The sequence below is a fragment of the Salinicoccus sesuvii genome, assembly GCF_042648145.1.
Classification (GTDB): domain Bacteria; phylum Bacillota; class Bacilli; order Staphylococcales; family Salinicoccaceae; genus Salinicoccus; species Salinicoccus sesuvii.
Map to the genome: position 1 here is coordinate 140,016 of NZ_JBHRWV010000001.1, position 26,151 is coordinate 166,166.

Annotated in this window: 24 protein-coding genes; 15 read left to right on the forward strand and 9 right to left on the reverse strand. The window is 44.2% G+C overall.

Translation table 11 applies throughout. The annotated features are described in order from the left end of the window. Window positions 1–36: 36 nt before the first annotated feature. Together ACFOJ8_RS00800 and ACFOJ8_RS00805 are read right to left on the reverse strand one after the other, a co-directional pair. Window positions 37–1,524, reverse strand: coding sequence for a SpaH/EbpB family LPXTG-anchored major pilin (locus ACFOJ8_RS00800; RefSeq protein ID WP_380651356.1), 1,488 nt, complete (start codon window positions 1,522–1,524; stop codon window positions 37–39). 37 nt (window positions 1,525–1,561) lie between these two features. Continuing rightward, window positions 1,562–5,080 carry a SpaA isopeptide-forming pilin-related protein gene (locus ACFOJ8_RS00805; protein WP_380651359.1) on the reverse strand — a complete coding sequence of 1,173 codons (3,519 nt, stop codon included), beginning with the start codon at window positions 5,078–5,080 and terminating at the stop codon, window positions 1,562–1,564. 329 nt (window positions 5,081–5,409) lie between these two features. Here ACFOJ8_RS00805 and ACFOJ8_RS00810 point away from each other — a divergent pair, with 329 nt between their 5' ends. Further along, window positions 5,410–6,957 carry a M protein trans-acting positive regulator PRD domain-containing protein gene (locus tag ACFOJ8_RS00810; RefSeq protein ID WP_380656961.1) on the forward strand — a complete coding sequence of 516 codons (1,548 nt, stop codon included), beginning with the start codon at window positions 5,410–5,412 and terminating at the stop codon, window positions 6,955–6,957. On the opposite strand, the gene ACFOJ8_RS00815 is transcribed toward ACFOJ8_RS00810, so the two are convergent. Further along, on the reverse strand, window positions 6,954–7,841 hold the full coding sequence (locus ACFOJ8_RS00815; protein ID WP_380651362.1) for an EamA family transporter: 888 nt from the start codon (window positions 7,839–7,841) through the stop codon (window positions 6,954–6,956). The two genes, ACFOJ8_RS00810 and ACFOJ8_RS00815, sit on opposite strands and share 4 nt — an antisense overlap. A 127-nt stretch (window positions 7,842–7,968) precedes the next feature. On the opposite strand from ACFOJ8_RS00815, the gene ACFOJ8_RS00820 reads away from it, so the two are divergent. The 4 genes from ACFOJ8_RS00820 to ACFOJ8_RS00835 all read left to right on the forward strand — a co-directional run bounded on the left by ACFOJ8_RS00820 (window position 7,969) and on the right by ACFOJ8_RS00835 (window position 11,688). Further along, window positions 7,969–8,787 carry a ZIP family metal transporter gene (locus tag ACFOJ8_RS00820; RefSeq protein WP_380651365.1) on the forward strand — a complete coding sequence of 273 codons (819 nt, stop codon included), beginning with the start codon at window positions 7,969–7,971 and terminating at the stop codon, window positions 8,785–8,787. Window positions 8,788–8,864: 77 nt separating this feature from the next. Beyond that, window positions 8,865–9,488 (forward strand): SDR family oxidoreductase, encoded by a 624-nt coding sequence (locus ACFOJ8_RS00825; RefSeq protein ID WP_380651368.1) that lies wholly within the window; start codon window positions 8,865–8,867, stop codon window positions 9,486–9,488. A gap of 187 nt (window positions 9,489–9,675) precedes the next feature. Next, on the forward strand, window positions 9,676–10,836 hold the full coding sequence (locus ACFOJ8_RS00830; protein ID WP_380651371.1) for a hypothetical protein: 1,161 nt from the start codon (window positions 9,676–9,678) through the stop codon (window positions 10,834–10,836). Beyond that, window positions 10,837–11,688 (forward strand): aldo/keto reductase, encoded by an 852-nt coding sequence (locus ACFOJ8_RS00835; RefSeq protein ID WP_380651374.1) that lies wholly within the window; start codon window positions 10,837–10,839, stop codon window positions 11,686–11,688. It abuts the gene before it with no gap. A gap of 43 nt (window positions 11,689–11,731) precedes the next feature. On the opposite strand, the gene ACFOJ8_RS00840 is transcribed toward ACFOJ8_RS00835, so the two are convergent. Both ACFOJ8_RS00840 and ACFOJ8_RS00845 read right to left on the reverse strand, forming a co-directional pair. Continuing rightward, window positions 11,732–12,169: an acyl-CoA thioesterase gene (locus ACFOJ8_RS00840; protein ID WP_380651376.1), complete on the reverse strand. Its 438-nt coding sequence runs from the start codon at window positions 12,167–12,169 to the stop codon at window positions 11,732–11,734. 99 nt (window positions 12,170–12,268) lie between these two features. Then, window positions 12,269–13,009, reverse strand: a complete 741-nt coding sequence (locus ACFOJ8_RS00845) for a phosphatase PAP2 family protein (protein ID WP_380651379.1) — start codon at window positions 13,007–13,009, stop codon at window positions 12,269–12,271. A gap of 322 nt (window positions 13,010–13,331) precedes the next feature. Between ACFOJ8_RS00845 and ACFOJ8_RS00850 the strand changes: the two genes are divergently transcribed. After that, window positions 13,332–13,739: a MarR family winged helix-turn-helix transcriptional regulator gene (locus tag ACFOJ8_RS00850; RefSeq protein ID WP_380651381.1), complete on the forward strand. Its 408-nt coding sequence runs from the start codon at window positions 13,332–13,334 to the stop codon at window positions 13,737–13,739. Between the two features lie 14 nt (window positions 13,740–13,753). Further along, the gene (locus ACFOJ8_RS00855; RefSeq protein ID WP_380651384.1) at window positions 13,754–14,944 is read left to right on the forward strand and encodes an MFS transporter; all 1,191 of its coding nucleotides are present in this window, start codon (window positions 13,754–13,756) and stop codon (window positions 14,942–14,944) included. Between the two features lie 37 nt (window positions 14,945–14,981). Here the strand turns inward: ACFOJ8_RS00855 and ACFOJ8_RS00860 are convergent, their stop codons facing one another. Then, window positions 14,982–15,575 (reverse strand): GntR family transcriptional regulator, encoded by a 594-nt coding sequence (locus ACFOJ8_RS00860; RefSeq protein WP_380651386.1) that lies wholly within the window; start codon window positions 15,573–15,575, stop codon window positions 14,982–14,984. 118 nt (window positions 15,576–15,693) lie between these two features. On the opposite strand from ACFOJ8_RS00860, the gene ACFOJ8_RS00865 reads away from it, so the two are divergent. Genes ACFOJ8_RS00865 through ACFOJ8_RS00875 form a run of 3 tightly spaced genes read left to right on the forward strand, consistent with a single transcriptional unit; the run spans window position 15,694 to window position 19,293 of the window. Continuing rightward, window positions 15,694–16,569, forward strand: a complete 876-nt coding sequence (locus ACFOJ8_RS00865; protein ID WP_380651389.1) for an NAD(P)-binding domain-containing protein — start codon at window positions 15,694–15,696, stop codon at window positions 16,567–16,569. An 8-nt stretch (window positions 16,570–16,577) separates the two neighbouring features. Beyond that, window positions 16,578–17,963: a four-carbon acid sugar kinase family protein gene (locus ACFOJ8_RS00870; protein ID WP_380651392.1), complete on the forward strand. Its 1,386-nt coding sequence runs from the start codon at window positions 16,578–16,580 to the stop codon at window positions 17,961–17,963. A 1-nt stretch (window position 17,964) separates the two neighbouring features. Then, window positions 17,965–19,293, forward strand: coding sequence for a GntP family permease (locus ACFOJ8_RS00875; RefSeq protein ID WP_380651395.1), 1,329 nt, complete (start codon window positions 17,965–17,967; stop codon window positions 19,291–19,293). Window positions 19,294–19,353: 60 nt separating this feature from the next. On the opposite strand, the gene ACFOJ8_RS00880 is transcribed toward ACFOJ8_RS00875, so the two are convergent. Then, window positions 19,354–20,022 carry a DUF3169 family protein gene (locus tag ACFOJ8_RS00880; RefSeq protein ID WP_380651397.1) on the reverse strand — a complete coding sequence of 223 codons (669 nt, stop codon included), beginning with the start codon at window positions 20,020–20,022 and terminating at the stop codon, window positions 19,354–19,356. Continuing rightward, window positions 20,023–20,226 carry a helix-turn-helix transcriptional regulator gene (locus ACFOJ8_RS00885; protein WP_380656963.1) on the reverse strand — a complete coding sequence of 68 codons (204 nt, stop codon included), beginning with the start codon at window positions 20,224–20,226 and terminating at the stop codon, window positions 20,023–20,025. 151 nt (window positions 20,227–20,377) lie between these two features. On the opposite strand from ACFOJ8_RS00885, the gene ACFOJ8_RS00890 reads away from it, so the two are divergent. Further along, window positions 20,378–21,229, forward strand: a complete 852-nt coding sequence (locus ACFOJ8_RS00890; protein WP_380651399.1) for a fumarylacetoacetate hydrolase family protein — start codon at window positions 20,378–20,380, stop codon at window positions 21,227–21,229. A 1-nt stretch (window position 21,230) separates the two neighbouring features. After that, complete coding sequence (locus tag ACFOJ8_RS00895) at window positions 21,231–22,535, forward strand: amidohydrolase family protein (RefSeq protein WP_380651401.1); 1,305 nt, start codon at window positions 21,231–21,233, stop codon at window positions 22,533–22,535. Window positions 22,536–22,599: 64 nt separating this feature from the next. Here the strand turns inward: ACFOJ8_RS00895 and ACFOJ8_RS00900 are convergent, their stop codons facing one another. Continuing rightward, a complete protein-coding gene (locus ACFOJ8_RS00900) occupies window positions 22,600–23,358 on the reverse strand; it encodes an SDR family NAD(P)-dependent oxidoreductase (RefSeq protein WP_380651406.1) in 759 nt (252 codons plus the stop codon). 152 nt (window positions 23,359–23,510) lie between these two features. Here ACFOJ8_RS00900 and ACFOJ8_RS00905 point away from each other — a divergent pair, with 152 nt between their 5' ends. From ACFOJ8_RS00905 to ACFOJ8_RS00915, 3 genes are all read left to right on the forward strand, one after another. Beyond that, window positions 23,511–24,140 carry an SDR family oxidoreductase gene (locus ACFOJ8_RS00905; RefSeq protein WP_380651409.1) on the forward strand — a complete coding sequence of 210 codons (630 nt, stop codon included), beginning with the start codon at window positions 23,511–23,513 and terminating at the stop codon, window positions 24,138–24,140. A gap of 169 nt (window positions 24,141–24,309) precedes the next feature. After that, window positions 24,310–24,552 (forward strand): hypothetical protein, encoded by a 243-nt coding sequence (locus tag ACFOJ8_RS00910; RefSeq protein ID WP_380651411.1) that lies wholly within the window; start codon window positions 24,310–24,312, stop codon window positions 24,550–24,552. Continuing rightward, the gene (locus tag ACFOJ8_RS00915) at window positions 24,553–26,064 is read left to right on the forward strand and encodes a sodium:solute symporter family protein (protein WP_380651414.1); all 1,512 of its coding nucleotides are present in this window, start codon (window positions 24,553–24,555) and stop codon (window positions 26,062–26,064) included. Window positions 26,065–26,151 lie beyond the last annotated feature (87 nt).

Below are 26,151 nucleotides of genomic sequence, written 5' to 3' on the forward strand. Positions count from 1 at the left end.
AGACAACACTGTCCACCTTAATCTATATGATGTTTGTTATGCCTGTCTTCTCCTTCTTATGAGTACCAGTGCAAGTACCATCAATGCCAGACCGACAACAGTGAAGAGGATAGTGCCTGTGCCCCCGGTATCAGGAATCGTAATTTTCTTGTTTACGACTTCCAGTGCATTATCGGAATATGAATTTGCATCGACAACGAATGTTGCAATCGTTTCTGTGGGCAGTGCATAGCCGTTAGGTGCCTCGATCTCTTTCAATTTATAAGGAATAACATTATCTCCATCCACTTTGCTATAAGCGAGACCCCTTACTTCAAAAGCTCCCTTTTCATTAGATGTAAATATCGTCGCTTCCGCTTGCTTGTCCACCCAGGTGACATCGTGATTCTCTTGGTTTTGTTTTACGTATTTTCCATCATTGTTTAGAATGACAAACTTGGCGCCCGAAAGTACTACTTTTTTCCCATTTTCATCTAGATTCTCATCCATTTTGACGAATTTCTTACCACCTGTATGAACAGATGGAGGTGTACCCACAGTAGTGGTTGCTCTAATACCATGTCCATTATCAAAAGTAAGTTTAGAAGTATTTTCTATTGAATGTCCCATGGCTGCCCGATCATTGATATGGGTGTTCATCGTAATATTCAACGATGATAGATCATCAGAGTCCTTCCACGTAGCACCAATTTTTTCGAGTCCTGCTTTTTGAATTTTAACTGTCAATTCTCTTGTCTCAGTAGAGAAAGAAAGTGTATAGTCACTATCTTTAACCAGTGTCGTACCATTGTAGTTTACGATAACGGACTTTTTATCAAAGTCCAGATGATTGTGGATTCTGCTTACGATCGTATAATTGTGGTATTCTTCGATGCCTCGGGGAACCGTAGGTTGAATGTTCCATACAATGTTTTGTCCAATATCTGCAGATATCGTTTTACCGTTGATACCTCCTGATATCGTTTCATCTATCGTTGGTGTAGGTGCTAGTGTATTCTTCGGATAAACGTGAAGAACATCCATATAACCACTTCCATCTTCTTTTGTAAAAGGTAAAGCAAGTCCGAAAGGAACAGCGTGTGATGCCTCGACAATTGCTGACTCTTTTTCTACAAACCAGTATAACCCTTCTTCTAAATCATTAATAATTGCTGTACCTTCACCTTCAACATTGGTACCGGTAGTTACATCTCCTAGTTTCTTTGCGCTTGGTAATTTACTGACTTCCTCATTTGTATCGTAGTTGCCTCCTTTATCTGCCATCATAGTATTATAATCTGCCTCATCAACTCTCCAAGGTGTAAATGTAATATTTGAAATCGGTGTTCCGCCAGGTGTTTCTTTACCTCTCAATTGATTAAAATTCCCCTTTTTTACACTATCTCCTGTTACTTTATGGATGACCAGCTTTGTCGAGTGATTTGTATCGTTTGTTGTGGCATGGGTAATTTCTTGCGGAACCACTAAAGTAATCATTAGACAGATTGAAAAAAGTATTAAAGTAAATTTGTAAAGTTTCGACATATGAATGCCTCCTATAGTTTTATGATGCTTAGCATCTTTATTTGATATTTAATCTATTTTTAGAAAATAATGAAAAAAAGACGATGAAGAGTCCGATAGCGAAGAAAGGGATAGTGCCCATGCCGCCTGTTTCAGGGAGCATCTGTGGTGTGTTTTCTATTTCGACTGTTTCTACATCCTGGCCGTTCAAAGTGATTCTCACGGGCTCGCTGTTCAATGAATGTCCTTCAGGTGCTTTTGTCATCGCCAGTAGATAGTCGCCGGATCTCAGCTCACTGAATGTTAATTCACCATTTTTGTCAGAAAGACCTGTGCTTATGACTTTTCCATCGAGGGCTCTGAGTTCGAAAACAGCTCCCGGTAAGGCTTTGGCCTCACTGCTCGACGTATAATTGATGATTTTCAGCTTGCTCAGTTTAGGCATGTTTTTTACGAAGAATGACTGCGCGTCATGTGATTTTCCATTGATAATATATGTACCGTCCCTCTCGATAGTCACTTTGTACTTGATACCATCCGGCTGGTAGCCTTCAGGTGCAGATGTTTCCATCAATACATACTCACCGATGGACATTTGTGGAAAGATCACTACTCCATCATTACCAGATGTTGCCATAGCAGTAACGCTACCCTCACTATTTTTCAGTTGAAACTTCGCACCTGCCAATGGTCTGTCATTCTCATTGATTTTTGTGAATATGAAATCATATTTTTTAGGTACAGCCTTGGCTTCAGGAACCGGGTAATCAAGTACTCTAGTACTTGTCCTGGTTGGCACAACAGTGGTTCTTCCATTCATTGCATACCACGTATCCATTTTAAAATTTGGGTCATCTGTACGGAGAACGACATTGTAGTTCAAATTCAGCCAGTCGTTCTTTCCCAAATTGATTCCTGTTACAGACAAGGTACGGGTTGTAGGATTATACGATACTTTTGCTGCATTTTTTATTTCAGATGACGAAGCAGTCAAGGTGTAGTCGCTGTCATCGAATACTTTATTAAAGCCGAGATTAAGGTCGTACATCTCTCCGATTGGATCTATAATTTTGCCATTATTAAAAGAATCGATAGAGATTTTCTTTTGTATATCTTTTAAGGTGGCCGGCAGGCCTTTGGCAGGATTGACTGATTTGTAGGCATACGCAGGATCACTCGCAATTTTCGCAAGTAGGTTATCGATGTCAGCTGCCGATGCATCTCCGGAAGAAGCGTTTCCTAAATCGATGCCGACAGTATATATCTCTAGTTCTGGGTTTCTTTCCTGTATCAGTCTTGCCTGCGATATTGTCGGTTGGCCGTGGTCTGTAATTGTCGTTGGAAAAAACATAGAAAGAAGAGAGTTGTATATCCCGTACCTTTCTCTGCCGAGTTGAAAATCTCTACCATTACCTTTGATTGTTCTTCTGTTAAAGGAATCGATACTCTCAGGATTCCAACGGGTGGAGACACTAGTTCCTTCATAACTATAAGTAGGTACACCGTCGGTCAACACGATCATCGCTTTTTTGTTACTCGAAGGGGATAGAGATAACATTCTTTCTCCTTCCATCAAACCAAGTTGCGTAAAGGTGGCGCCTCCCGGGTTCTTCTGAGGAATTGCTGAAAGTATGCGTGAAGTATCATTCGTCAAATTACTGGAGCTAATGATATCCGAAGAATAGCTAACGATGGATATGCGAACGTTTTTATTGTCTTCGGTCATGGTTTTAACAAAGTCTACGACGCCCGCCCGGGTTCTTTGCCATCGTGTGGTTCCATCGGCGTATCGATCATCCATACTGCCGGAATTGTCCAGTACCATTACGATGTCAAGTGGCTGGGCGGTGGTGGTTGTGCTTCCTTGTGTAGATACATTAATGCTGTACGAGTGATCTCCACCATTGGGCGTGGCACATTTCTGTAAGTAACCTTCCTCATACTTTATTGGTTGCGGTGTACGGTTTCTATAAAGATCGTGCTCCTGCCACCCCATCCTCTCAATATTTGACTGGCTGTTTGCGATGCCAGGAAAAGGTAGTGCCATAGTGCTTTCGCAACTCGGGAAGAGTGGACGCTCTCCTGACGTAGATATCGTTCCTAACGCAAACGCCATGCTCGGCATGAAACTGTATTCTTGAGTTAGGTTGCTAAAAGTCGTTGTTTCAGTATCAACTAATTTTGTTTCTTCCAGTACGAACTTTTGGGTTTTGGAGTTCTCTGCGTTTTGTCCTGGTTTTTTCTCAAGTATCTCAGCCTTTGTGTCACCCGTCGTTTCACTTTCTTCGTTACGTTTTGGTTCCTCGGTAGTTTCTTCTGTTATTTCATTTTCTAGTTCTTTTTTATCTTTTTCGTTATCAGGTGAATCGGCTTCACTTTCAGATTCATCAATTTCTGCAGTGTCCACTTTAGATGCGTCTAGATTCTCTTGAATTTCATTTACTGGTTCTGTTGTCGTTTCATCTTCCTCGGGCGAGCCAACTGCTCCTCCCAGCTTCACGGGCTCATCGCCAGATGTCTCTGCGTTGTCACTTTCTTCTTGAACTTCTTTAGGGGTGTCTTTAGGTTGTTCCACAGAGATTTCTTTAGATGGCTCTTCTGAACTTTCTTCGGTTTCGATATCATCTACTTCTATAGTGTTATCTTTAACTGTTATTTCGAGTCCTTCTTGAACCACGGGGCGGATAGTGTAAGGTATCGGATTTCCTTGGGTATCGTTTAGTGGTAGGTCTTCAACCTTGTATTTTTTGGCATCTGATTCCATATCCATTGTTCTGACGACTGCACTAGTCTGGTCGTTGATAACTTCAATGCTAAATGCAGCCTGTGCAGTATTGGCGATAGTACCTTCGATTTCCGCCTCCAGATATTTGTGTACGATTTCTGTTCCTTCCACGCTCGTATAGTAGTTGCCAAGTGTTTCGGTTTCCAACTTATAGAGAATTTCAGAGTTGTTATCGTTGTATTTGCGGATATTTTCAAAAGTGAATGTAGATTTATTTGATGGTACTTCCAGAGTCTCAACTGTGTCTGATGTTGCTGTGTCTATTAAATGAATAGTAGTTGATTCAGGTGCTTGATCTTCCGGCATGTTGATGTACTTGATCGTGCCCTCGATACTCTGCTTAGTATAATGTACGCCCGCTGCTGAAATTTTATCCTGATCCATTGATGCTTCGATACTTAATATGTAGTTCGAAGTGTTCTGATCCGTAATTTTCGTTGTGAGAATAAAGTTTGAAACTTTTGATGGGTCTTCAAGGGCGATTGAATATGTACCATCACTTTTTTCTTCTAGTGTGCCGACTTTATCCTTTATCGTACTGATATTTCCTGGAGCGAGTACATGCCCGCCTTCCAATTGAATGTTCAGATTACCCTCTGCATAGGTCTTAACATGGGCATTCACTTTTATGTGCCATGCTATAATACCGTTCTCTTCATGTCCTTCCACTTCAACAAGTCCAGTACCATCTGTGCCTTCAGGAGGTTGAGCTGCGAAAACCAGACTGTCTAGGAAAGTGGAATGCAATAGAAGAAGAAGCAGAAGAATGGAGCTCGCTTTTCTGATTTTCAAAACCTCCTCTATGCTTCAAATATTTACTGTCTATTTGTGTACTACAATCATTTTATAAGTAAGTGAATGAGTGCACAAATCAACGTAACGCTTAACGAGTGCACTTTTTGAAAGACGATTTTAGAGGATTTATAGAAAATAATGGGATTTTAGAATAATATAGGGTATAAAGGATCAATCTGAATAATAAATATTCGCTATAGTTACTAAATAAAAGTTCCTTGGTGCAAACGTTTGTCATTTGGTGCACATTGGAATACACGATATGAGAATTAATGGTAAAATAATACACGATTAGAATAAGAGGAGAAGGTGAAGTTTTGAGAAGGGTGCTACCAACATGGTTTGTAAGACATAAGGACATCATCAGGTATTTGGCGACTCGCTTTAAGCCAGTACCAGTAGAAGAGCTTGCTAGAGAGGTGGATATATCAGAAAGGGTATTGAGAGAAGATATTCATAGTATTAATCATAGTATCGGGACGGGAATATTTGAGATTGAGCATAAGGATAAATGTTTTGAACTAGTATTCTATAAGGGTAAGAATCTGGATCACATATTTAGACGCTACTTCGAGCTATCGATGGAGCATTCAATGCTCGAACATATTTTCTTCAATGAAGGCATATCAGTCGATGAGCTAGCAGACTATTTTCATACTAGCACTTCTACTACATACCGTCGCATCCGCGTAATAGATCATATACTCTCTGCGGACTTTAACCTGCATTTTTCGACCAATCCATGCTGTATTGAAGGGCAGGAGGAGAAAATAAGGCATTTCTATGCACAATATCTCAGCGAAAAATATAAAGGTGTTTCTTGGCCTTTTGACGATATAGATCAAGATGTGTTAACTGAAGTCGTCATCTTTGTAATGAAAACTTTTAATGAACCACTTGATTTCGCAGTAATCAGAAACATAAAAATTTTGATGTCCGTATCAATTATGAGAATCAATCAAAATCATGCTCTGGATTCTTTTGACTTCGATTGTGATAAGGCGGCTTTTCTACTTGATGCGTTGAAGCAGGATGGGGAAATGTACGATAAGCTCAACGATATGCTCAAGCAAAATCTTGATGAAGTTCTACTGAGTGATATATTTTACGGATATGCTCAGAAAAACGTGCATTTTACATATAGTGCACTGCTCAGTGCTTCCTTCGCTTCACCAGAAGTCAATAAGTCTCACTTGCATTTTTCTGAATTGGTCGAGCAACTCTCCCGTTGCTTCAATATCCCTGTCTACAATCGTGAGCACATTGTTCTTAACCTGCATAATACGGCACACTTCGAGCACTTCGAAATATATGTAGAGAGCGTCTTTTTCAAAGGTGTCAATCCGATATTGGAAGTGGCTGAAGCACATATGCCGGACTTCTTTTCAGCCGCTAAGGAAGGGTTGACACATGTTTTAGACGAACTTTCGTTCCATGTTAAAAACGACTTTGTTAATCATCTGCTCTATACACTGATCATTCATTGGAAGGGGCTGCCTCAGTTTTATCTTGAGAAGCAGGGACAGGTCAAAGCGTTACTGATTAGCAATCTTGATATTTATCACGCACAGATATCAAAGGAATTGCTCGATGTAGAATTCGGTAGCCAGATCGATATCAAAGTGTGCAATGGCAGCATTACAAGTCTAGATCAGCTTGCAGAACATGATGCAGAAGTAATCATAGCCAATTTCCCGCTGGATCCGATTGAAGATAAAATTGTGGTCAGTATAAATAGCGTGCCCAATAGATATGATATTAAGCAGCTGAGGGAAGCCATAAGTTCGCATTCTGTATTTTCCCGGTGGAAATCGCGAGGACCTCAGCCGGTTGGTTCAGGGCATGGAAATACGTCCTATCCGATTAAATTCTAAAGCTGCGTGCGCATTGCTTTAGAATTTTGTCTTGATTGCAGTGCAAGCAGGACGAGTCCAGAAAGTAGCATAATAAGACCGGCCCACGACCATGAGTTGAGTTTCTCTCCGACGAATAGTACGCCGAGGAGCGAGGCTGTCAACGGTTCGGCCAGCGACAGAGTCACTGCGGAAGAGGAAGGCACATACCTCAACCCAGTCGCAAATAGAAAATACGCAAGCCCAGTGGCGAATAGTCCTATATATAAAGAAACTGAAATGCCGCTTGCTGTCACCACCCAAGATGGGTCGTTCAATAATAGGAATGGTGTTAGAAGCAGAGCGCTGATTGTGAAGACGATTGCGGTTGTAGCGATGGGTGGGTGGTCTTTGACCATCTTCGCGTTCATGATCGTATAGCTCGCGAAAGTCAGCCCCGCACCAAGCCCAGAGAGAATGCCGAGAGGATTTACTGTGACTGCGCCAGTATTCGTCATCAATAGTGCACAGCCCAATATAGCGAGCGTGGTAGAAATCCACCAAACTCGGCTCGGTCTTATTTTAAGGAAAACCCATTCGATTGCTCCGGAAAACATTGGTGCACTTCCAATAGCTGCGACGGTACCGACAGCAACACCTGTGAGGGTGACGGCATTAAAGAAGAAGGGTTGGAAAAGCGCCATGGCGATTCCTGCTGAGAAAACCAATCGCCAGGGCCAGCCCTTTAATTTGAACTGCCTCATCGCTAGTGCAATGACGATCAGAATCAGGCTGCCAATAATCAGGCGCATGGCTCCGATGGACAAACTATCCACATTGTCGGGGAGATAGGTTTTGGCAGTGCCGGCGGTTCCCCATAAAATGGCGGCGATGAGGATCATGATAGGAGCGAGACTGGATTTCATTATATTCCCTCCGTTTAAGAGATGATAGGGGTGGTATGTACATGGATAAGTCACATTACGGCTACTATACGTTAAATTGACCTATTATTTCTACACGAATGTTGAAAATATCGAGAGGATTGCGAATATGATTGATACTTTTATTGGGTTCGACCCCTGGCTACAGGCACTGATCGCGACACTGTTCACATGGATCATGACCGGTGTAGGCGCAGCTGTCGTATTTCTTACAAAAGAAGTGAATGAAAAGTTTCTGGATATGATGCTTGGTTTTGCAGGCGGCGTTATGATTGCTGCAAGTTTCTGGTCGCTCCTCGCGCCAGCCATCGAAAATAGCCAGGATCACTCCATTGGCGAGTGGTTCCCTGCAGCGGTCGGTTTTCTGCTCGGCGGTCTATTTATATACGCATTCGATAAGCTCATTCCCCATACCCACCGAGACGGTCCGGATGGGCGTAAGGAGGGGCTAGGTGCTGAGGGCCAACGTAGAAGTACACTGCTTGTATTTTCCATTACACTACATAACATTCCCGAAGGGCTTGCTATTGGGATTGCGTTCGGTGCTCTAGCATCCAACGCCGATCCGATGGCCGTAGCAGTCGGGGCGACGACCTTGGCTCTTGGCATTGGTATACAAAACGTACCTGAAGGTATGGCTGTTTCCATGCCACTTCGTGGAGAGGGGATGTCGCGAACCAAAAGTTTCTTCTTCGGCTGGATGTCAGGCATCGTCGAACCCATCGCAGCGGTCATCGGTATACTAGCGATATCTTTCATGAGTCCGATACTGCCATACGCTTTGGCTCTGGCTGCTGGTGCGATGTTGTTTGTGGTGGTCGAGGAAGTGATTCCGAGTACGCAGAAAAATGGTCATTCCGATCTGGCAGTCATTTGCCTAATGCTCGGATTTACTTTAATGATGATTCTTGACGTTGCGCTTGGCTAATTGCCAAAAATTTCATGTTTACCCCCCCCACCTTGTGTGGGTATAGATGACGGATAACACAAGGAGGGAACGACTACATGAAAGTACTTGTAATAGGTGCAAATGGTCAGGTCGGCCATCAAGCCGTTGAAAAAATTAAAGAAAAAGGCCACGAGCCAATAGCAATGGTGCGTAAAGAAGAGCAGCAGGGACAATTTGAAGATAAAGGTATCAGCACAGTACTCGGAGATCTTGAAAAAGATTTCTCCCATGCATTTGAAGGTGTGGACTCTGTAGTGTTTGCAGCAGGTTCTGGTGGAGATACAGATACTGATATGACAGTAATCATCGATCAGGAAGGTGCAATTGAGTCTGTGGATAACGCGCAACAGGCAGACGTGAAGCACTTTGTCCTGCTCAGCTCAATGGGTGCAGATGATCCAAAGAACGCGGATCAGATTAAAGCCTATATGTACGCGAAGCATCGAGCGGATGAATATCTGAAAGCATCAGGTCTGGATTATACTATTCTGCGTCCAGGCATGCTCACAAACGACGCAGGCACCGGCAAAGTGAAGCTCTTTGAAGGTGGCACGGAGGTTGCGGAGATTCCGAGAGAAGATGTAGCAAGCGTGCTCGCTCATATCGTAGATACCAATAAAGCTGAGAATAAAACATTCTATGTTCATGAAGGCGATACACCGATAGAAGATTCACTGTAATTAAAAGTAGAGTTGCAGAACCTAATAAAGGCTCTGCAACTTTTTCTTATTGATTCATCTTTTGAAAGGTGTTGCAATCGACAAAGAGGTTTAAATTAGGACAAAAAGGTGAAGTTTATATAGGTAGCTACTATTGTGACAAGCGTCATATGGAGGGCACACGTACTTGAGTGGGGGAGGGCTTCTGATGAAAACTGCTGCAGATACAATCATCGATTTGATTGAGCGCTTTAACGTTCACGATCCAGGTGCCAGAAGGGCACATGGAAACGGCGCGAATTACAGAGCCGAAGTTCTACTCAATGACGCCGGTAAGTCACTCATCGGAGAGGTCGATCACGCGGTTGTCCGCCTATCCAATGTGGCGACATCTGAGAAGGTCCCAGACTGGTTGATTAATGTCAAAGGCTGTGCCATACGCTTTGAACATCCAGCGCGTCCGATCGATATCATCGGGGTGACGTTTCCTTATTTTCCATTCTCCACAGCGCATGAGAATATAGACCTGTTCTATAGAATCCACCATTTTTTAGAAAGTAGAAGCCCACTGCAGTTTGTCAGGATTTTTGGTGCAGGCAATCTTTACAGGCATCTTGGACGACTTGTCCGTTGGTTGCCGAAAGATACAAACATGGCTCACTCCTACTATTCAGCACAAAACTATGGTGAAGATGCTTTGAAGTTCCGATTGGATTACGATACAACGACGGAAACTATCGAAGTGTTCGCAGAGCAGGATGACAACATGACCGATTATAAACCGAAAAGCGGGCTTTATCTCGGTCGAGTCGTAATCAATAAAGCTGCAAATTCAAACGAAGTTAAGTTTATGGATGCGATGAACGCGCCCCTCACTCATGCACCAAACGGTGAGATTCCACTCCTTAGACATTTTGTCTATAGACGTTCGTTTCTCGGTCGGATGAGCGAAGTCCCAATAAATCAACACAAGTATGACATGCTTTTGGAATTGTGGAACGAAGAAAAATACTTCGTCCTCTCCAAGGACCGAAAGTTGTATGATGAAATCAACAGTCTATTCGAAGACGGTGTTGAAATGTCTGCTAATGTACTCAGGAAACTTATGGATCAGGCGTATGATAGGGACTATGAAGTAGAAACCGTTCGTAGTTACTTCACTGAAGTATGGGAACACTTCACTGAAATCGCCGATGCAGAAGAATGGGGACGGTATCAGACTCTCTTGGAGTCGGCGGATATTCATCAGATCAATATATTTCTCTCAGATATGTCCACGAAGTACGAAGTGTCTGAACTGCTCAACTCGACGGTAGTAAAAATTTTAGGTAGACAAAAATTTATAGAAATTCAGAAAGGAAAGATATAAATGACTTACAACGAAAAGTTTCAATTGAACGATGGCAGTAGTCTGCCGAAGATAGGACTGGGCACTGTGAATATCCAAGGTGCCATTGGTGTTAACAATATGCTGACGGCTGTCGAGGAGAATGGATACCGCCTGATAGATACATCGACGAACTATAATAACGAAGGTGCAGTCGGTGAAGTAATCCGCCGTTCAAGCATCCCACGTAGGGATCTGATCATCAGTTCAAAACTTCCAGGTGCTGCACATGACTACGATCAGGCAATCGGCATGATCCAGGAGTCCCTCTACCGTATTGGTATAGACTACTTTGATAAATATTTGATCCACTGGCCACTGCCGATGCAAGGCAAGTATGTTGATGCTTGGCGCGCACTAATTGATGCTCAGAAATTTGGGCTAATCAAGACCATCGGTGTATCGAACTTCCTTGAAGAACATCTGGATCGTATCATTGATGAAACAGGTGTCACTCCAGCAACCAATCAGATTGAGCGCCACCCATACTTCAACAACAAGGCGCTCGTCGAGACCAATAGGAAGTATGGTATTGTGACGGAAGCATGGAGTCCGTTCGGCCGTGAAATCAATGATGTCCTCGAAAATGAAACCATCAAGGGCATCGGTGAGAAATATGGCAAGTCGCCGGCACAGGTCATCATGCGTTGGAATCTCCAGAACGATGTGCTGGTCATCCCGAAATCATCTTCTAGCGAACGCCAAAAAGAAAATCTTGAAGTGTACGACTTCGAATTGACGAATGCAGATCTTGAGGCGATTGATGCTCTCGATAAAGGAGAGCCTGGCAGAGTGGAAGACCAGCATCCGAACGAGTATGAAGAGTATGTATAAGCATTAGAAATAAAAAATGTTCCGGAATATTCCGGAACATTTTTTATTTCTTCACTTTTATGGTTTCGTATTTCTGAAACCATTCAGGGAAAGTTTTCTTAAACACAACTGGTTTAAACTCACCGTCTATTTTTTTTACAACAATGAGCGTTGTTGTCGCTTCTGTACATACTTCACCTGAACCATTGATAATTTCATAGCCGTAAACGGTTCTGAGTCCGGTGTTCTCTTCGATCCATGTACGTACAAACGCCCGGTCGCCGTACTTCAGTGCTTTCTTATAGGTGACATTTAGATCATATACCGGGGCGAAGTATCCGGCACGCTCCATGGCTACGTAGTCGTATCCGATGTCCTCGATCAGCTGCATACGACCAAGCTCGAGCCATTTCGCATAGTTACCATGATAAATGACACCCATCATATCGGTATCGGCATACATGATCTGTATTTCTTTCTCAGCAACATAACCTTGCTCCATATTTCTCTACCTACCTTTATAGTGATTCATTCTAGCATCAAATAATTATTGTACTATAATTTACCTGTATAGATGCGGGTTCTGCATTCGGCCAGTCCATCAGCGTTTGAACTTCTCTCTGCTTTTCTTATAGATAGCACCTAGAATCTTGCGCATTGTATGAACCGGACGTACATCACTGTTGCTTTGCCATTCGATCCACTCAAGTACCATAAGACAAAGAATCAGCCAGATTGTGCCTACGGTATAGCCAGCCACAATATCACTCGGGAAATGTGCGCCAAGATAAATGCGGCTGGCACCAATCAGAAGGATCAGTATTACAGAAAGGACCAGTACCCAGATTTTAAATCCTTTCTGGCGACTGCTGCGGACGATAAGGTAAGCGACAAAGCCATAAAAAATTAATGAGCCAACCGCATGACCGCTCGGAAAACTAAATCCGGTTGCATCAACGGCTTCGTTGATCGAAGGTCGGTTGCGTTCATATGATTCTTTCATCACTGCAGTCAGAATACCACCTCCGCCGAGTGCGGCACTGAACAACATGATGCCCCATATATCCTTCATTTTGAACCAGAGAAACAATATCAGGATAATGGAGGCCGCCGCCAAAAACTCTACGGAGCCGAGCTCTGTGACTATAGTATAAAAAGTATCCAGTGCCGGAGAGGCACTCCTGTCGAAAAAGAGGGTGATTCGGCTGTCAAACCCTTGGAGCTCTTCTTCGATCAGCATCTCAGAGAGCTCTGAAAATAGCCAGGTGAAAAGAACGACGATGCCTAATCCAATAGTCAGGACCAGAACTGGCAAGCCGATATTTTTGTTTTCTTCTTTCATGAATGTCCATCCACCGTTCCATGCTGATCAGTCATTTTTGCATACTCTGAAATCTTTTACGGATTTCGGAGTACAGGCATCGTACAAAGGTCTACCCTGCCAACCCCAAAGGAAACACCCTAACTGTACATGTCTAATCACATTTTATTTCCCCAAAGAATAGCAAACTGAATCCATTTTGTAAAAGACATGCCGCAAAGCTCTTGGAGCAAAAACCGGACATCTAGCACCGACAAAGGTTATCTGGACCGATGATAGTCATGTTGACAGTACCAGTCACCTGATTTATAGTTAGTTAGGCTAACTAATGGAGGGAGTACCAATGGATATAGAACAGCAGTTTTTTGATGTGTATATGGAAGTCTACCGGCCCTACGTCAACCGGGCGAACCGTATTCTTTCGACCTACGATTTATATAGTTCCCAATGGCTGATTCTAAAGGATATAGAGAAACATGGGAAAACGTCGGCTGTAGATGTCAGCCGACGCCGCGGTATTGAGAAACCGACTGCTACAAAGGTGGTCAAGCACCTTTTAGAACTAGGGCTCATCGAGTCGAGTACAGGCGAGGATCGCCGCATCAAGTATCTCACGATGACCCACCGAGGAGAAACGCTTTTTACAGAGGTGGGCACGCAAATGAATGCATTACAGCGCGAAATGCTGGGTGATATTGACCATGAAGCGCTGGAGCATCTGATAGATGCACTGAAGCGCATCAGAGTATAAAGGGGGTATTGTTCTTGGAAAGAAGTGAATATATGAGTGATCGGATATGGACAAAAGAGTTTGTCATTATTTTCTTCTACCACTTCATTGTCTTATTTTCAATGTATGTTTCTATTGTTACAATTGGTAATTATGCGATTGAGCAGTACGGCGCAAGTTCAAGCACGGCTGGACTGGTTTCGAGCATTTTCATTATTGGCGTACTGGTTGGACGTATTACGACTGGACCTCAAATCAATCGTCTGGGCGCGCAGAAAATACTCTACATCGGTGCTGTCCTGTTTTTCGTTACGTATCTTCTGTACTTCATCGATGGTGGCTTGGCGCTCCTGATCGCAGCGCGATTCTTGAACGGTTTCGCAACTGGTTTGATCAGTACTTCAGTCAACACGCTAGCGACCATCTCAGTACCTGAGAACCGTAGAGGTGAGGGCATCAGCTACTTCAGTCTGAGCTTTGTTCTTGGTGCTGCGATTGGGCCATTCCTTGGCTTTTTAATGCTTGAGATAATGACATTTAATACGTTACTCATCATTGTAGGGACTGCCGTGTTTCTTGGCACACTACTGCTTCCTTTGGTCAAGACGAACAACATAGTCAAAAAAGGACAGCTGTCGGCTGGAAGGTTCAAGGTGATCGACCGGGATGCTATGCCGATGGGATTTTCAGCACTTTTTATGGGACTGGCGTATGCGTCCATTCTGGCATTTTTGAATCTGTACGCGATTGATATGAATCTTGTCACCGCAGCAAGCTTCTTCTTCCTCGTATATTCGGGAGCCATACTGATGACACGCCCATTTACAGGGAGAATTCTCGATCAGAGAGGCGCTAATATCATTCTATATCCAGCTTTCGTTATCATGAGTATCGGTTTCTTCGTCTTGGGTGGTGCCACGACAGGTGTCGTCCTGCTCATTGCTGGTGGATTGATTGGGATTGGTTTTGGCAACTTCCAATCCGTTGCTCAAGCCGTCTGTGTCAACTTGGCATCAAGGGAGAATATCGGTTTAGCGACTTCCACATACTTCATCATGCTTGAAGTCGGACTTGGTTTCGGTCCATTTTTCCTTGGACTTCTTGTCCCTTCGCTCGGCTACGGAGGACTGTATCAATACCTTGTGCTATCAATTCTAATAGCTATGGGCATATACTACGTCGTATACGGCCGTCATGAGAAAAGCAGGCAACAGAGTGGTTCGTAATAAGAAATCGTCTGGAACTTTAGTTCCAGACGATTTTTTACATATAGTACAGTGTGAACTCAAGATCTTTCTGAAGGTGGAATACAATCAGCTCTTTGGCTGCATCATCGTCCCTGTCCTCTATTGCCTGAACAATTCGCTCGTGCTCATCTAGTAGTTCGGCGCGCTGCTTTTCAACAACCGTACGGCTGAATAGGTAGATGGTGGAGTTCAGCCGGTCATAGGTTTCAGAAAGAAATGGGTTTCTGATCGCGCGCACCAGCTTGTCGTGGAAATTCTTGTTGGCAATCAGTGTCAGTGTCTCGTCCCCAGCCTTTGCCTGTTTTATATAGCCCCTTAGTTCTTCTAGGTCTTCCTCTACAAAAAGCAGTACTGCTTTCTCTACAGCGTGGGACTCAATCAGTATTCGCATTTCGAAAAGGTCACGATAGTCTTCAGGTGAAGGCATGTATATATATCCATCTTTGACGAGGTACTCGAATTCAAGCTGCTTCAGCACTTCACGTATCGGTGTTCGGCTGACTTCATAGAGTTTTGCGAGTTTGACCTCAGTCAGTTTCTCCTTCTTGTCGAACGTACCATTTAATATATCTTCACGTAGTTTTTCATATAGGGTTCTCTCCTGATCCATTTCTTCACCTCATCTACCAAAGATTATACAAGAAAAAAAGATTATATTAAATGTATACATTTTTATTGTTATAGTATACAATACTTTTTAAGTAAACGTTTCCAAAGGAGAGTATATTATGAAAATTGGATTTATTGGCTTAGGTATCATGGGTGCCCCGATGGTCAAGAACTTGCTGGAGAACGATTATACCGTAATAGTAAATGATTTGAATAAGGTAGCCGAGGAGAAGGTCATCGAGTATGGTGCCACTGCGGTCGGCAGCCTAAAGGAGATGGCAGAGCAGGCAGAAGCGATTATCACCATGCTGCCGAATGGTGCCATTGTAAAGAGTGTACTGTTCGACGGAGAAAATGCGCTCTCTCATCACCTTCAACCAGGTCAGTATGTCCTTGACATGAGCTCACTTGCGCCGACCGACTCTATCGAAATAAACAGTCGTCTACAGGAAAAGGGAGTTATATTTGCCGACGCCCCGGTGAGTGGTGGGGAAGCATTGGCCATCACTGGAGAGTTGTCCGTCATGATGGGATGTGACGAAGTGCATTTCCAAAAATTGAAGGAAGCTGTTGCTCCGATGGCGCAGTCCATCATCAGAGTGGGTGATGTGGGTGCCGGGAGTACGGTGAAGCTTGCCAACCAGATTATCGTTAATACGAATATCGCTGCATTGTCGGAAGCGGTGGTTCTGGCCAAAAGTTTCAACATCGACCTCGATGCGATGTTTGAGGCCATCAGGAATGGGCTTGCGGGCTCAAGTGTCATGGAAGCCAAGTTTCCGAAGATGATTGCTGAAGACTATACACCAGGCGGAACAATCAATATCAACTATAAAGATCTGCATAACGTTACGACAACAAGTGACCAAGAGAAGATAACGCTGCCCCTAACAAACATGGTGAAAGAGATGTACAAATCCGAAATCATCAATGGCAACGGAATGAATGATCACTCAGGCATCATCAAGCATATTGAGAGAATCAATGGAAAGTAGGAATAGATATGAACTGGGATATAGTGAATGAAGAGACAGATTGTAATGTAGAAAGGGATTTTGACCACTTCAATTACAAAGTTGTCGTATTGGATGATGACCCAACCGGCACACAGACTGTCAAAGATCTGAATGTGTACACCGCTTGGGACGAAGCGCTCGTTCGCGACGGCTTTTTATCCGATAATAACATGTTTTACATTATGACCAACTCAAGGGCATTGTCTCAAGCAAAAACCATCGCAGTGCATGAAGAAATCACACAGATGCTTGAGAAAGTGTCTGCAGCGCTTGATCAACCCTACCTCATCATCAGCAGAGGAGACTCGACTTTGAGAGGTCATTCTTATGTCGAACCGAAAACAATCCATGACCGAAGTTCCGATGGGTTTGATGCTGTTTTCCATATCCCGGCATTCTTTGAGGGTGGACGCTATACATATCAAGGCGTGCATTACCTAAAAGAAGGTGATGATTTCATACCGGTTCATGAAAGCGAATTCGCAAATGACTCCACATTCGGTTTTAACGCGGCAACCATGCAGCAGTATGTTGCGGAAAAGAGTGGTGTAGAAGTAGATGCAAACGAGGTGAAGCACATCGATCTCGATATGCTCAGAGGGTGTGATGATGCACAGCTTCTAGAATTTATCGATGGTCTCTCGGACTTCGACCAGGTCGTTGTGGATGCTGTAAACGATAATGATCTTGCGTTCTTCACTGCTGTTCTGATGGATTATTTGAATCGGGAAGATCGGAAATTCATATTTAGAACTGCTGCGTCCTTTGTCAAATCAATCTGTGCGACACCAGGAGAGGTGCTTGACCAGTCTCAGATGACGAGTCAGGATGACAAGAATGGCGGCATCATCGTTGTGGGTTCCCATGTCAAAAAGACGACCCAGCAGCTCGAACAACTGATCAGCGCTTCTGATATTGAAGCACTGGAATTCAGTGTATCGGAAGTAAAGGATACAGCAAGTCTTTCCGACTATATTGTGGATCAGAGAAAAAAGGCCGAGCAGCTGATCGAGGATGGCAAGGACGTCGTCATCTTCACCTCTCGTGAGCTGATCAGAACTGAAGATAGGGAAGAGAGTCTGAAGATATCGAAGCGAATATCAGAAAGCCTGGTCGCAATTGTATCGAACCTCGAGGTTAAACCGAAGTTTATCATCGCTAAGGGCGGCATCACTTCAAGCGACCTTGCGACTATCGGACTTGGTGTCAGGAAAGCACGTGTACTCGGTCAGGCGGAGAAAGGCATTCCAGTATGGCTGACGATGGCGGAGTCAAAGTATCCATCAATGCCTTATATCGTCTTCCCGGGCAATGTCGGTGACGCCGGGACACTGCTTGATGTTTACAGAAAACTGGACAAGGGAGAATCATGACATGTTACTGATCCTATTCATACTCGCACTGGCAGTACTATTCCTATTGATATTGCAGTTTAAAATTGAACCCTTTATTGCGCTGTTGATCACATCTTTCGGTCTGGCACTGGCAGTGCGGATACCGATCAGTGAGGCCTCCTCGATTATTGCTGGTGGTTTCGGAAACACCTTGGCAGGCGTAGGTATTCTCATTGGGCTTGGCATCGTCTTTGGTCAGTTTTTGGCCAAAGCGGGTGCAGTAGAGAAGATTGCTGAAGGCATCCTCTCCCTGACGGGTTCTAAAAAATCGCCCGCGGGTCTTGCTCTAACCGGTACAATCGTTTCTATCCCTGTCTTTTTCGATGCTGCTTTCGTCATATTAAATAAGGTCATTAAGAGTCTCAGTACAAAAACGGGCATTGCCCGGATCACTTTTGTAACCGCTCTCGCGGTAGGTCTAATCGTCTCTCATAGTATGGTAATTCCGACGCCCGGACCGCTTGTGGTTGCAGAGAACATCGGTGTCGATCTCGGTATCTTCCTAGTTGCTGGTATATTCGTTGCTGCAGTGGCAACACTTGTCGGTGGTTTTGGCTACGGAACGTTCATCGGTAGACGGATGAAGACTGAGGCAGCGGAAGAAATGGACGAGATGGTGGATGGTACTGAAGTGCAGACACCGCTAAGACAAATTTCCAAAAAGCTTTCTTTTGGACTTATTGCACTGCCGATCGTGCTCATTTTGAGTAATACGCTGTCCCAACTCTTCATCCCAGACCATCCAGTGTCATCATTCTTTGCCTTCGTAGGGGATAAGAACGTTGCGCTCTTGATTGCGGTACTCGTTTCATTGGTAGTGCTGAAACCTTATATCGCAGGTCCGTATAAGGCACAGTTCAATCAGTCAATGCAAGATGCCGGAGGCATACTCCTCATCACGGGTGCAGGTGGCGCGTTTGGGGCAGTCATCAATGCTAGTGGCATGGGAGACTACCTGATCGAAATGATGACCAGTTGGAATATACATATTCTGCTGCTTGCCTTCATTTTTACGCAGATACTCAGAGCATCACTTGGATCTGCAACAGTTGCCCTTGTGACTACTTCAAGTATACTCGGTCCACAGATCACTGAACTTGCAGTATCACCAGTGTTGTTGGCACTTGCTATCTGTTCAGGTGCAATCGGCCTATCACTTCCGAACGATTCTGGTTTCTGGGTCGTTAACCGTTTCGGTAATCTGACGGTGTCACAAACACTAAAAGCGTGGTCCCTTGGTGGATTTGTCGCTGGGTTAACGGGCATTACACTGGTCTATATCATGTACTTCATTGGACAAATTATATAAGTTTTTACGCCAAATCGCGGTCCTCGTCCTTCTTCGGACGATGACCGCGATTTAGTGTGCTTATCTGTTACGAATCGATAGACTGTATTGCGTATTCGATATTAGTAATATGGAAGCAACCAGGAACATGCCGAGTACTTGGGCATCGCCAGTAAATGCAGAGTAGACGACTAGTATGACAAGTGAAATGAAAAGCAGTGAGGATGTGCTGATATATGCTTTATAAAGACCATGGAGCATGACGTGACGCTCTCCCTCGTCTGATAAGGCAAGTAGCTTATCAGCATAGTGTTTATCGGATATATCAGGCAAATTTCTCTCAGGATACATTAATTTTGTAAGGGAAGGTACTAGTATTTGAATGATAAATGCCACGACAAAATTTATAATGGCAGTGATCAAAAACCATATAGGCATACCTACGATGGTCCCCATACCTAGGGCAAGAAAGCCTAAAACAGTTGAAATTCCGGTGATCAGCGTGAGATCTACAAACTTTCTATATTTATACTGTTCCATCATGTCTTCGTCAGCCCCTTTTACAGTGGCGTTCTTCCTAAGTTGAAAGAATTGATAAATCGCAATGAACGTGGAGAGAACAGCCAATATCAGCAGCGCTTTTGGCACCCATTCGCTATTTCCTAGAAACAATCCATCGGGATTCATCACAGTATAAGCAATGATGAATCCTGCAGCTGCGTATAACAGCAGTTTGAAAATGGTCTTCATTCAAAGTTCCTCCTCATCAAATATGAAAATCTCTTCTATCGGCTCGTCGAAAATTTTAGCAAACCGTTTGGCGATCAAAAGTGAAGGGACGTATTCTTCACGTTCAATCAGGCTAACGGTCTGTCTGGATATTCTGGCCTGTTTTGCCAATTGTGTCTGATTAAGTCCGTGTCGCGCGCGTAGTTCCTTCAAGCGTGTTCGCATCATTTCACCTCTTATAGATAGTGTAAATCATTATTGTCAATTTGACAAATATATTTGTCAAAAATTAAAAGGTTTAATATAGTCCATATATTTTCTGAATGTTGTGATATAATCCTCTGGAAACGAGTTTTACAGAGGGAGGGGAAAAGGCATGAAACTACTGACGTTTTATAGTGAAGGAAAGCTCAAACCAGGTGTTTTGACAGAGCGGGGTATTCTTGATATTTCAGGATCCTATCCGACCATGCTCGAAGCCATAGAACGTTATAGAGGGCTCGATGAGTTTCTTGAATTTGCGCTTGAGGAAGTATCTGACTTCTTTCTCGAACCGAGAGATGTAACGCTTGGTCCTGCCATTGACTGCGCCGAGAAAATCGTCTGTGTTGGTTTGAACTACAAAAAGCATGCAGAGGAATCGGGTATGTCTGCCCCAGATCGCCCTGTGCTTTTCAGCAAGTATAGAAACAGTCTATCTGGAAGTGGAGGGACTGTCGTGATTCCACGTGAGGCAAAGCAGGTGGATTATGAAGCGGAGCTCGCCATCGTTATTGGCAAAGAAGCGAAGAATGTGGCTGAAGCAGCGGCAGCGGATTATATTTTCGGCTACTGCGCAGCAAATGATCTATCTGAAAGAGCATTCCAGTTCAGAAGTGGCCAATGGCTTCTTGGAAAAAGTCTGGATGGATTCTGTCCGATTGGTCCTTATATCGTGACTGCGAATGAAATAGAAGATCCGAACAAATTGCGCATCCGCTCTAGCGTGAATGGTGAGGTTCGGCAGGATTCAAATACTAACGATATGATATTCAAGTGTGAAACGCTGGTCAGTTATATTTCACATTATATGACACTAAAGCCAGGAGACATTATTCTAACAGGGACCCCAGAAGGCGTAGCACTCGGCTATCCTGAAGACCGGCGCCCGTGGCTTCAGGATGGTGATGTTGTAACCGTTGAAATCGAGGGACTAGGCAGTCTGACAACACATATGGAGGCGAAATAGAATGCACTATGTTGTGCGCAATGTAGCATGGTTTACCGAGAGTGGATTGGAAGAGGGGAATATTGAGATCAGGAACAGCGAGATCATCTCGACAAACAGTAATACGCAAACTGAGAACGACATCGATGGCAGTGGGAAGTTTCTTCTGCCAGGGCTAGTAGACATGCATACACATATTTCAGCAGCGAGCGCTAAACATTATCTGGCTTCAGGCATCACTACAGTACGCAATACGGCCGGCAACTTTGAAATGCTCGAAGCCATTGATGGCTATGCACCGGAAGTTTATGCAACATATCGAATGATCGATGGGGAACCGGGCCTTTGGGGACCGACTTCCTATGGCAATATTTCAACGAACGATGCTGATGAAGCGCGCCGTGCTGTCGATGAACTCCACAGTCAGAGCGCCCGGTTTGTAAAGGTCTACGGCAATATTACAGAAGAAGTGCTCGAGGCGGTTGTTGATCAGGCTGGTAAGTATCAATTGCCTGTAGCAGCTGATTTTATCCATTCCAAAGATATAGACGGTGTGAAGGCAGCTAAAATGGGTGTTAGCTTTTTGGAGCATGCATCTGGAGTGCTGCAGAGTCTTTATCCAACGTTCCATTCGCAGATGTCGGCTGAAGACTTCGATAAAATCGTTGAAGAACGATTGGATGATAATCGAATGACTGAAGTTCTGAATGGGCTGCTTGATGCACAAGTTAAACTGGTGCCGACGTTGACTCTGTACCGTCACCTCGCTCGGGGCCGCACGTTCATACATAGTGGCATAGAAGCTTCCATTCAGCTGGCGCAAGTCATATCTGATGAAGTTCTTTCGATAGATGCGCAGTTTGAAAGAATAGACCCTCATGTCGATGAAGAAATGCAACGGCGTGAGTACTGGGCATATGAGAAAATTAAATATATCGTGAAACACTACATGGCTCTTGGGGGTGAAGTATATATTGGTACGGATGCACCTGCCGGCATATGGAACTACCCTGGTGTTTCATTGATCGAAGAAATGATAGAGTTCGAATCATTGGGGATTTCTCGGGGTGATGTCATTAAAAAGGCGACAGAGGACGCTTGCTTAAGAATGGGCTATGAAAATAGCGGCCGGGTGGCCGCAGGGTATACTGCTGATCTAATACTGCTCGACAAGAATCCTTTGGATGACTTGGCAAACCTTCTATCTGTCGATAGTGTGATCCGAGCAGGCAAATTACATAGTCTGAGAGATATTTATTCACATAAAATTGATAGCGCTGCACTCGAGCAGCTGTTTGAATCCCTTGTAGAACAGTATGGTGGATAAGAAGCATATTTATCGATAAAAATGATGACCCCTCCGCCCGATCGGGCGGAGGGGTCATTGTATTTTAGTCGGCTTGCATGCCACCATCGACATTGTACATTGAGCCGGTCACAAATGACGCATCATCAGAAGCTAGGAAGTAGACGACTTTGGCGACTTCTTCTGGTGTACCGAAGCGGCCGAACGGTATGCCTGCTTTGATGGCCTCACCGGACTTCTCTGGCTCTCCAGGCGATAGATTGTTCTGGATATCAGAAAGCATGTCTGTATCGATCGCTGCGGGTGCTACGGCATTGACCCGGATGTGACTGCCTGCGACTTCGAGTGCAGCAGTCTTTGTAAGACCAGCCACTGCATGTTTTGATGCAATGTATGCGGGCATACCCGCAGATCCAATATAAGCTGCGTTTGAAGCGGTATTGACGATACTGCCATAATCCTGCTTTTCCATCTGGCGGATGACATGCTTCATTCCGAGGAAAACCCCCGTCGTATTGATGCCCATCACCAGTTCGAAATCCTTCTTTTCAAGATCCTTGATTTCCTTGAACGGACCATTGATGCCGGCGTTGTTGAAGAAGATATCAACCTTGCCGAACATATCGACTGTTTCCTTTACGTAGTTCTCGACATCTTCTTCATTTGTTACGTCGGCTTTAATCAGATGAATGTTTTCGTTACCAAGATTCTCTTTCGCACGTTCGAGCGCCTCTTTGTTCAGATCGACGAGTACCACTTTCGCTCCACCGTCGAGGAACCGTTTCGCTGCTGCCTGGCCGATGCCACCTGCGCCACCTGTAATGAGTACAATATTGTCCTGCATTTTTAGCCTCCTAAATATTATGTCTATTTTCAATATAAAGTAAGCGCTTACAAATTACAACCGATAGGTTACATAACGATTTTAAGCAGACCATTTGATTTAAATGTTATTGCAAGGCACCATGAAATTATAAATACAAGGAGGCGAATTGAATGAAGGTGTTGGTTATTGGTGCAAATGGTCAGATCGGTAAGATGGTCGTGGATAAACTGAAGGAGAGTGAACATGAGCCAATCGCTCTGTTGCGCGAGGAAGCGCAAGTGGAAGCATTTGAAAACAACGGTGTAAGAGCAGTACTTGGTGATCTCGAACAAGACTTTTCTCATGCATTTGAAGGCATTGAAACGGTGGTTTTTACTGCTGGTTCGGGTGCACACACAGGCGCTGACAAGACCATTCTAATCGACCAGGAAGGCGCGATGGAGTCAATTGATCTTGCCGAGAAGCATGGCGTCCGCCACTTTATTATGGTGAGCGGTATGGGTGTTGAGAATCCAAGAGCTGTAGAAGGCAACATGCGACCATACTTGCATGCCAAGTTCCGCGCAGATAGACATCTCGAACAGTCCAGTGTCCCTTATACGATTCTTCGCCCAGGTCGACTTACCAATGGAAGTGGCAAGGGATCTGTTAATCTCTACGAATATAAAGGAGATGTCCAATATGGCGAGGTGCCACGCGAGGATGTTGCGAGTGTCCTCGTGGCAATCATCGATTCGAAACCAGAAAATAAGATACACTATCTAATCGAAGGTGACATCCCTGTTGCTGAACTCCTATAGATTAGGTTAATTATATCCCGAACACGTTCGGGATTTTTTATTTGCAAAAAGATAACGGTTTCATTTAAAAAAATTCAGAAAATGTAGAAAGTTGGGTCATTAAGTGTTAATGTATCGGTAATTATACTTTACCTGATGTTATAAGCAGGTGCTAAAGAAAGGTGAGACAATGAAACAGAAAACACGTGAACCGATTAGAAACTACAAGATCTGGCTTGGCTTTCTCATTATCTTTATCTTGCTTACCCCTTGGTATTTCCCTTCCGGAGGAGCGCCAATGTTGATTTATGGGGTACCAATCTGGGCACTAATTATTGTTGGTGCCACAATAACACTCTCTCTCTATATTACATACGTCATACGGTACCATTGGGATATCGAAGATGAAGAATCAGATCAGGAGGGGAAATAGATGGAACTGGCATTCTCCGGAACTTCCGGCATTCTGATCATGCTTTTCTACGGCGTCATCATGTTGTTGATTGGTGTCGTTACCTTCATAAGAAACAAGAAAGTACATAGCAGTCTCGAAGAGTATTATCTCGGTGGTAGAGGGTTTGGGACATTGGTCCTATTCTTCACTTTCTTTGCAACACAGTATAGCGGCAATACAGTAATCGGTTATTCAGCCGAGGCGTATCGCGTGGGATATGCCAATCTCGTCACTGTACCATTCTTTATAATGATTATTTTGGTCTATCTCGTCTTCGCACCGAGAATGTATCGGCTGAGCAAAAAGCATAAAATCGTCACCCCGGTCGACTTCTTAGATATGAAGTTCAAATCGAAAGCAGTCTCCATCCTAGCCGCCATACTCATGCTGTATGCGCTCGGCAACTTTTTACTTGAACAGCTGATCGCCATCGGCCAAGGTGTAGCAGGTCTGACAGGCGGCACTGTACCCTACCAGGCCGGTGTCGTATTCTTCATCATCATCATGATTGTCTATGGTTGGCTCGGCGGCATGCGCTCTGTAGCATATACCGATACGATGCAGGGTGTTGCCCTGTTGGTTGGTGTCTTTATGCTGCTGATCGGCACAATCATTTATTTTGGTGGACTGCCAGCAGCGGGGGACTATATCAGAACATATTCACCCGAAAATCTCGGTGTACCGGAAGGAGGCGGTCTAGTCAGATGGACCAACTTCCTCATTCTTGTCGGTATCGGTGCAGCCGTTTATCCAAATGCCATCCAAAGAATATTTGCAGCCAAGAATGAGCGGACGCTCAAACGATCGCTGACACAGATGGCATGGATGCCGTTTCTAACAGCCGGTGTCGTCTTTGTGATAGGTATTCTCGCTTATACTGCATTCCCAGATCTAAGTGTGGAAGAGTCGGAACAGATTGTCGGCATGATGGCGAGTGCCATCGCAAATCAGAATATCATCTTCTACATTGCCATGATCATGCTGTTCGGCGGTATCATAGCAGCCATCGTTTCCACTGCAGATTCTGTATTGTTGACGTTTTCTTCAATTATTTCAAAGGATATTTATGGGCGTTATATCAATAAGAGTGCCACAGACAACAGAAAGATTCTCGTCGGTAAGGTCATTGGTGTCCTAGTAGTCGGTTTCCTTCTGATGGTTGCCTGGAACCCGCCTGGCACACTCTATCAAATATTCGTACTTAAACTCGAAATTCTGGTGCAAGTTGCGCCTGCAATCATCATCGGCCTCTATTGGGAACGGAGTCATGCCAAGTCAGTATTTGTAGGGATGCTCATCGGTGCACTAGTCGCAGCCGCCTTCACCTTCTTAAGCTTTACACCTCTTGGCATCTTCAGTGGTGTTTGGGGACTGATCATCAATTTGATCATCTATATCAGCGGCAGTCTCCTGTTCGGTAAGGCATCTTCTGAATCTGTAGAAACCGATATACTAAAAGTCGGGAACTCAGCCCATTCTGTAAGGGGATAGAGAACATAAGTAGAAGCACCCATTCCAATCTGGAGCGGGTGCTTCTTTATGCTGCGGAAATGAATTGAAACCCTTTTCATATTTTCG

Coding starts and splice junctions, on each gene's coding strand:
- ACFOJ8_RS00875 (WP_380651395.1), top strand. CDS start 17,965: ATGTTACTGATCCTATTCATACTCGCACTGGCAGTACTATTCCTATTG.
- ACFOJ8_RS00885 (WP_380656963.1), bottom strand. CDS start 20,226: ATGCGAACACGCTTGAAGGAACTACGCGCGCGACACGGACTTAATCAG.
- ACFOJ8_RS00890 (WP_380651399.1), top strand. CDS start 20,378: ATGAAACTACTGACGTTTTATAGTGAAGGAAAGCTCAAACCAGGTGTT.
- ACFOJ8_RS00800 (WP_380651356.1), bottom strand. CDS start 1,524: ATGTCGAAACTTTACAAATTTACTTTAATACTTTTTTCAATCTGTCTA.
- ACFOJ8_RS00880 (WP_380651397.1), bottom strand. CDS start 20,022: ATGAAGACCATTTTCAAACTGCTGTTATACGCAGCTGCAGGATTCATC.
- ACFOJ8_RS00840 (WP_380651376.1), bottom strand. CDS start 12,169: ATGGAGCAAGGTTATGTTGCTGAGAAAGAAATACAGATCATGTATGCC.
- ACFOJ8_RS00910 (WP_380651411.1), top strand. CDS start 24,310: ATGAAACAGAAAACACGTGAACCGATTAGAAACTACAAGATCTGGCTT.
- ACFOJ8_RS00900 (WP_380651406.1), bottom strand. CDS start 23,358: ATGCAGGACAATATTGTACTCATTACAGGTGGCGCAGGTGGCATCGGC.
- ACFOJ8_RS00845 (WP_380651379.1), bottom strand. CDS start 13,009: ATGAAAGAAGAAAACAAAAATATCGGCTTGCCAGTTCTGGTCCTGACT.
- ACFOJ8_RS00865 (WP_380651389.1), top strand. CDS start 15,694: ATGAAAATTGGATTTATTGGCTTAGGTATCATGGGTGCCCCGATGGTC.
- ACFOJ8_RS00835 (WP_380651374.1), top strand. CDS start 10,837: ATGACTTACAACGAAAAGTTTCAATTGAACGATGGCAGTAGTCTGCCG.
- ACFOJ8_RS00905 (WP_380651409.1), top strand. CDS start 23,511: ATGAAGGTGTTGGTTATTGGTGCAAATGGTCAGATCGGTAAGATGGTC.
- ACFOJ8_RS00830 (WP_380651371.1), top strand. CDS start 9,676: ATGAAAACTGCTGCAGATACAATCATCGATTTGATTGAGCGCTTTAAC.
- ACFOJ8_RS00915 (WP_380651414.1), top strand. CDS start 24,553: ATGGAACTGGCATTCTCCGGAACTTCCGGCATTCTGATCATGCTTTTC.
- ACFOJ8_RS00850 (WP_380651381.1), top strand. CDS start 13,332: ATGGATATAGAACAGCAGTTTTTTGATGTGTATATGGAAGTCTACCGG.
- ACFOJ8_RS00895 (WP_380651401.1), top strand. CDS start 21,231: ATGCACTATGTTGTGCGCAATGTAGCATGGTTTACCGAGAGTGGATTG.
- ACFOJ8_RS00825 (WP_380651368.1), top strand. CDS start 8,865: ATGAAAGTACTTGTAATAGGTGCAAATGGTCAGGTCGGCCATCAAGCC.
- ACFOJ8_RS00860 (WP_380651386.1), bottom strand. CDS start 15,575: ATGGATCAGGAGAGAACCCTATATGAAAAACTACGTGAAGATATATTA.
- ACFOJ8_RS00815 (WP_380651362.1), bottom strand. CDS start 7,841: ATGAAATCCAGTCTCGCTCCTATCATGATCCTCATCGCCGCCATTTTA.
- ACFOJ8_RS00820 (WP_380651365.1), top strand. CDS start 7,969: ATGATTGATACTTTTATTGGGTTCGACCCCTGGCTACAGGCACTGATC.
- ACFOJ8_RS00870 (WP_380651392.1), top strand. CDS start 16,578: ATGAACTGGGATATAGTGAATGAAGAGACAGATTGTAATGTAGAAAGG.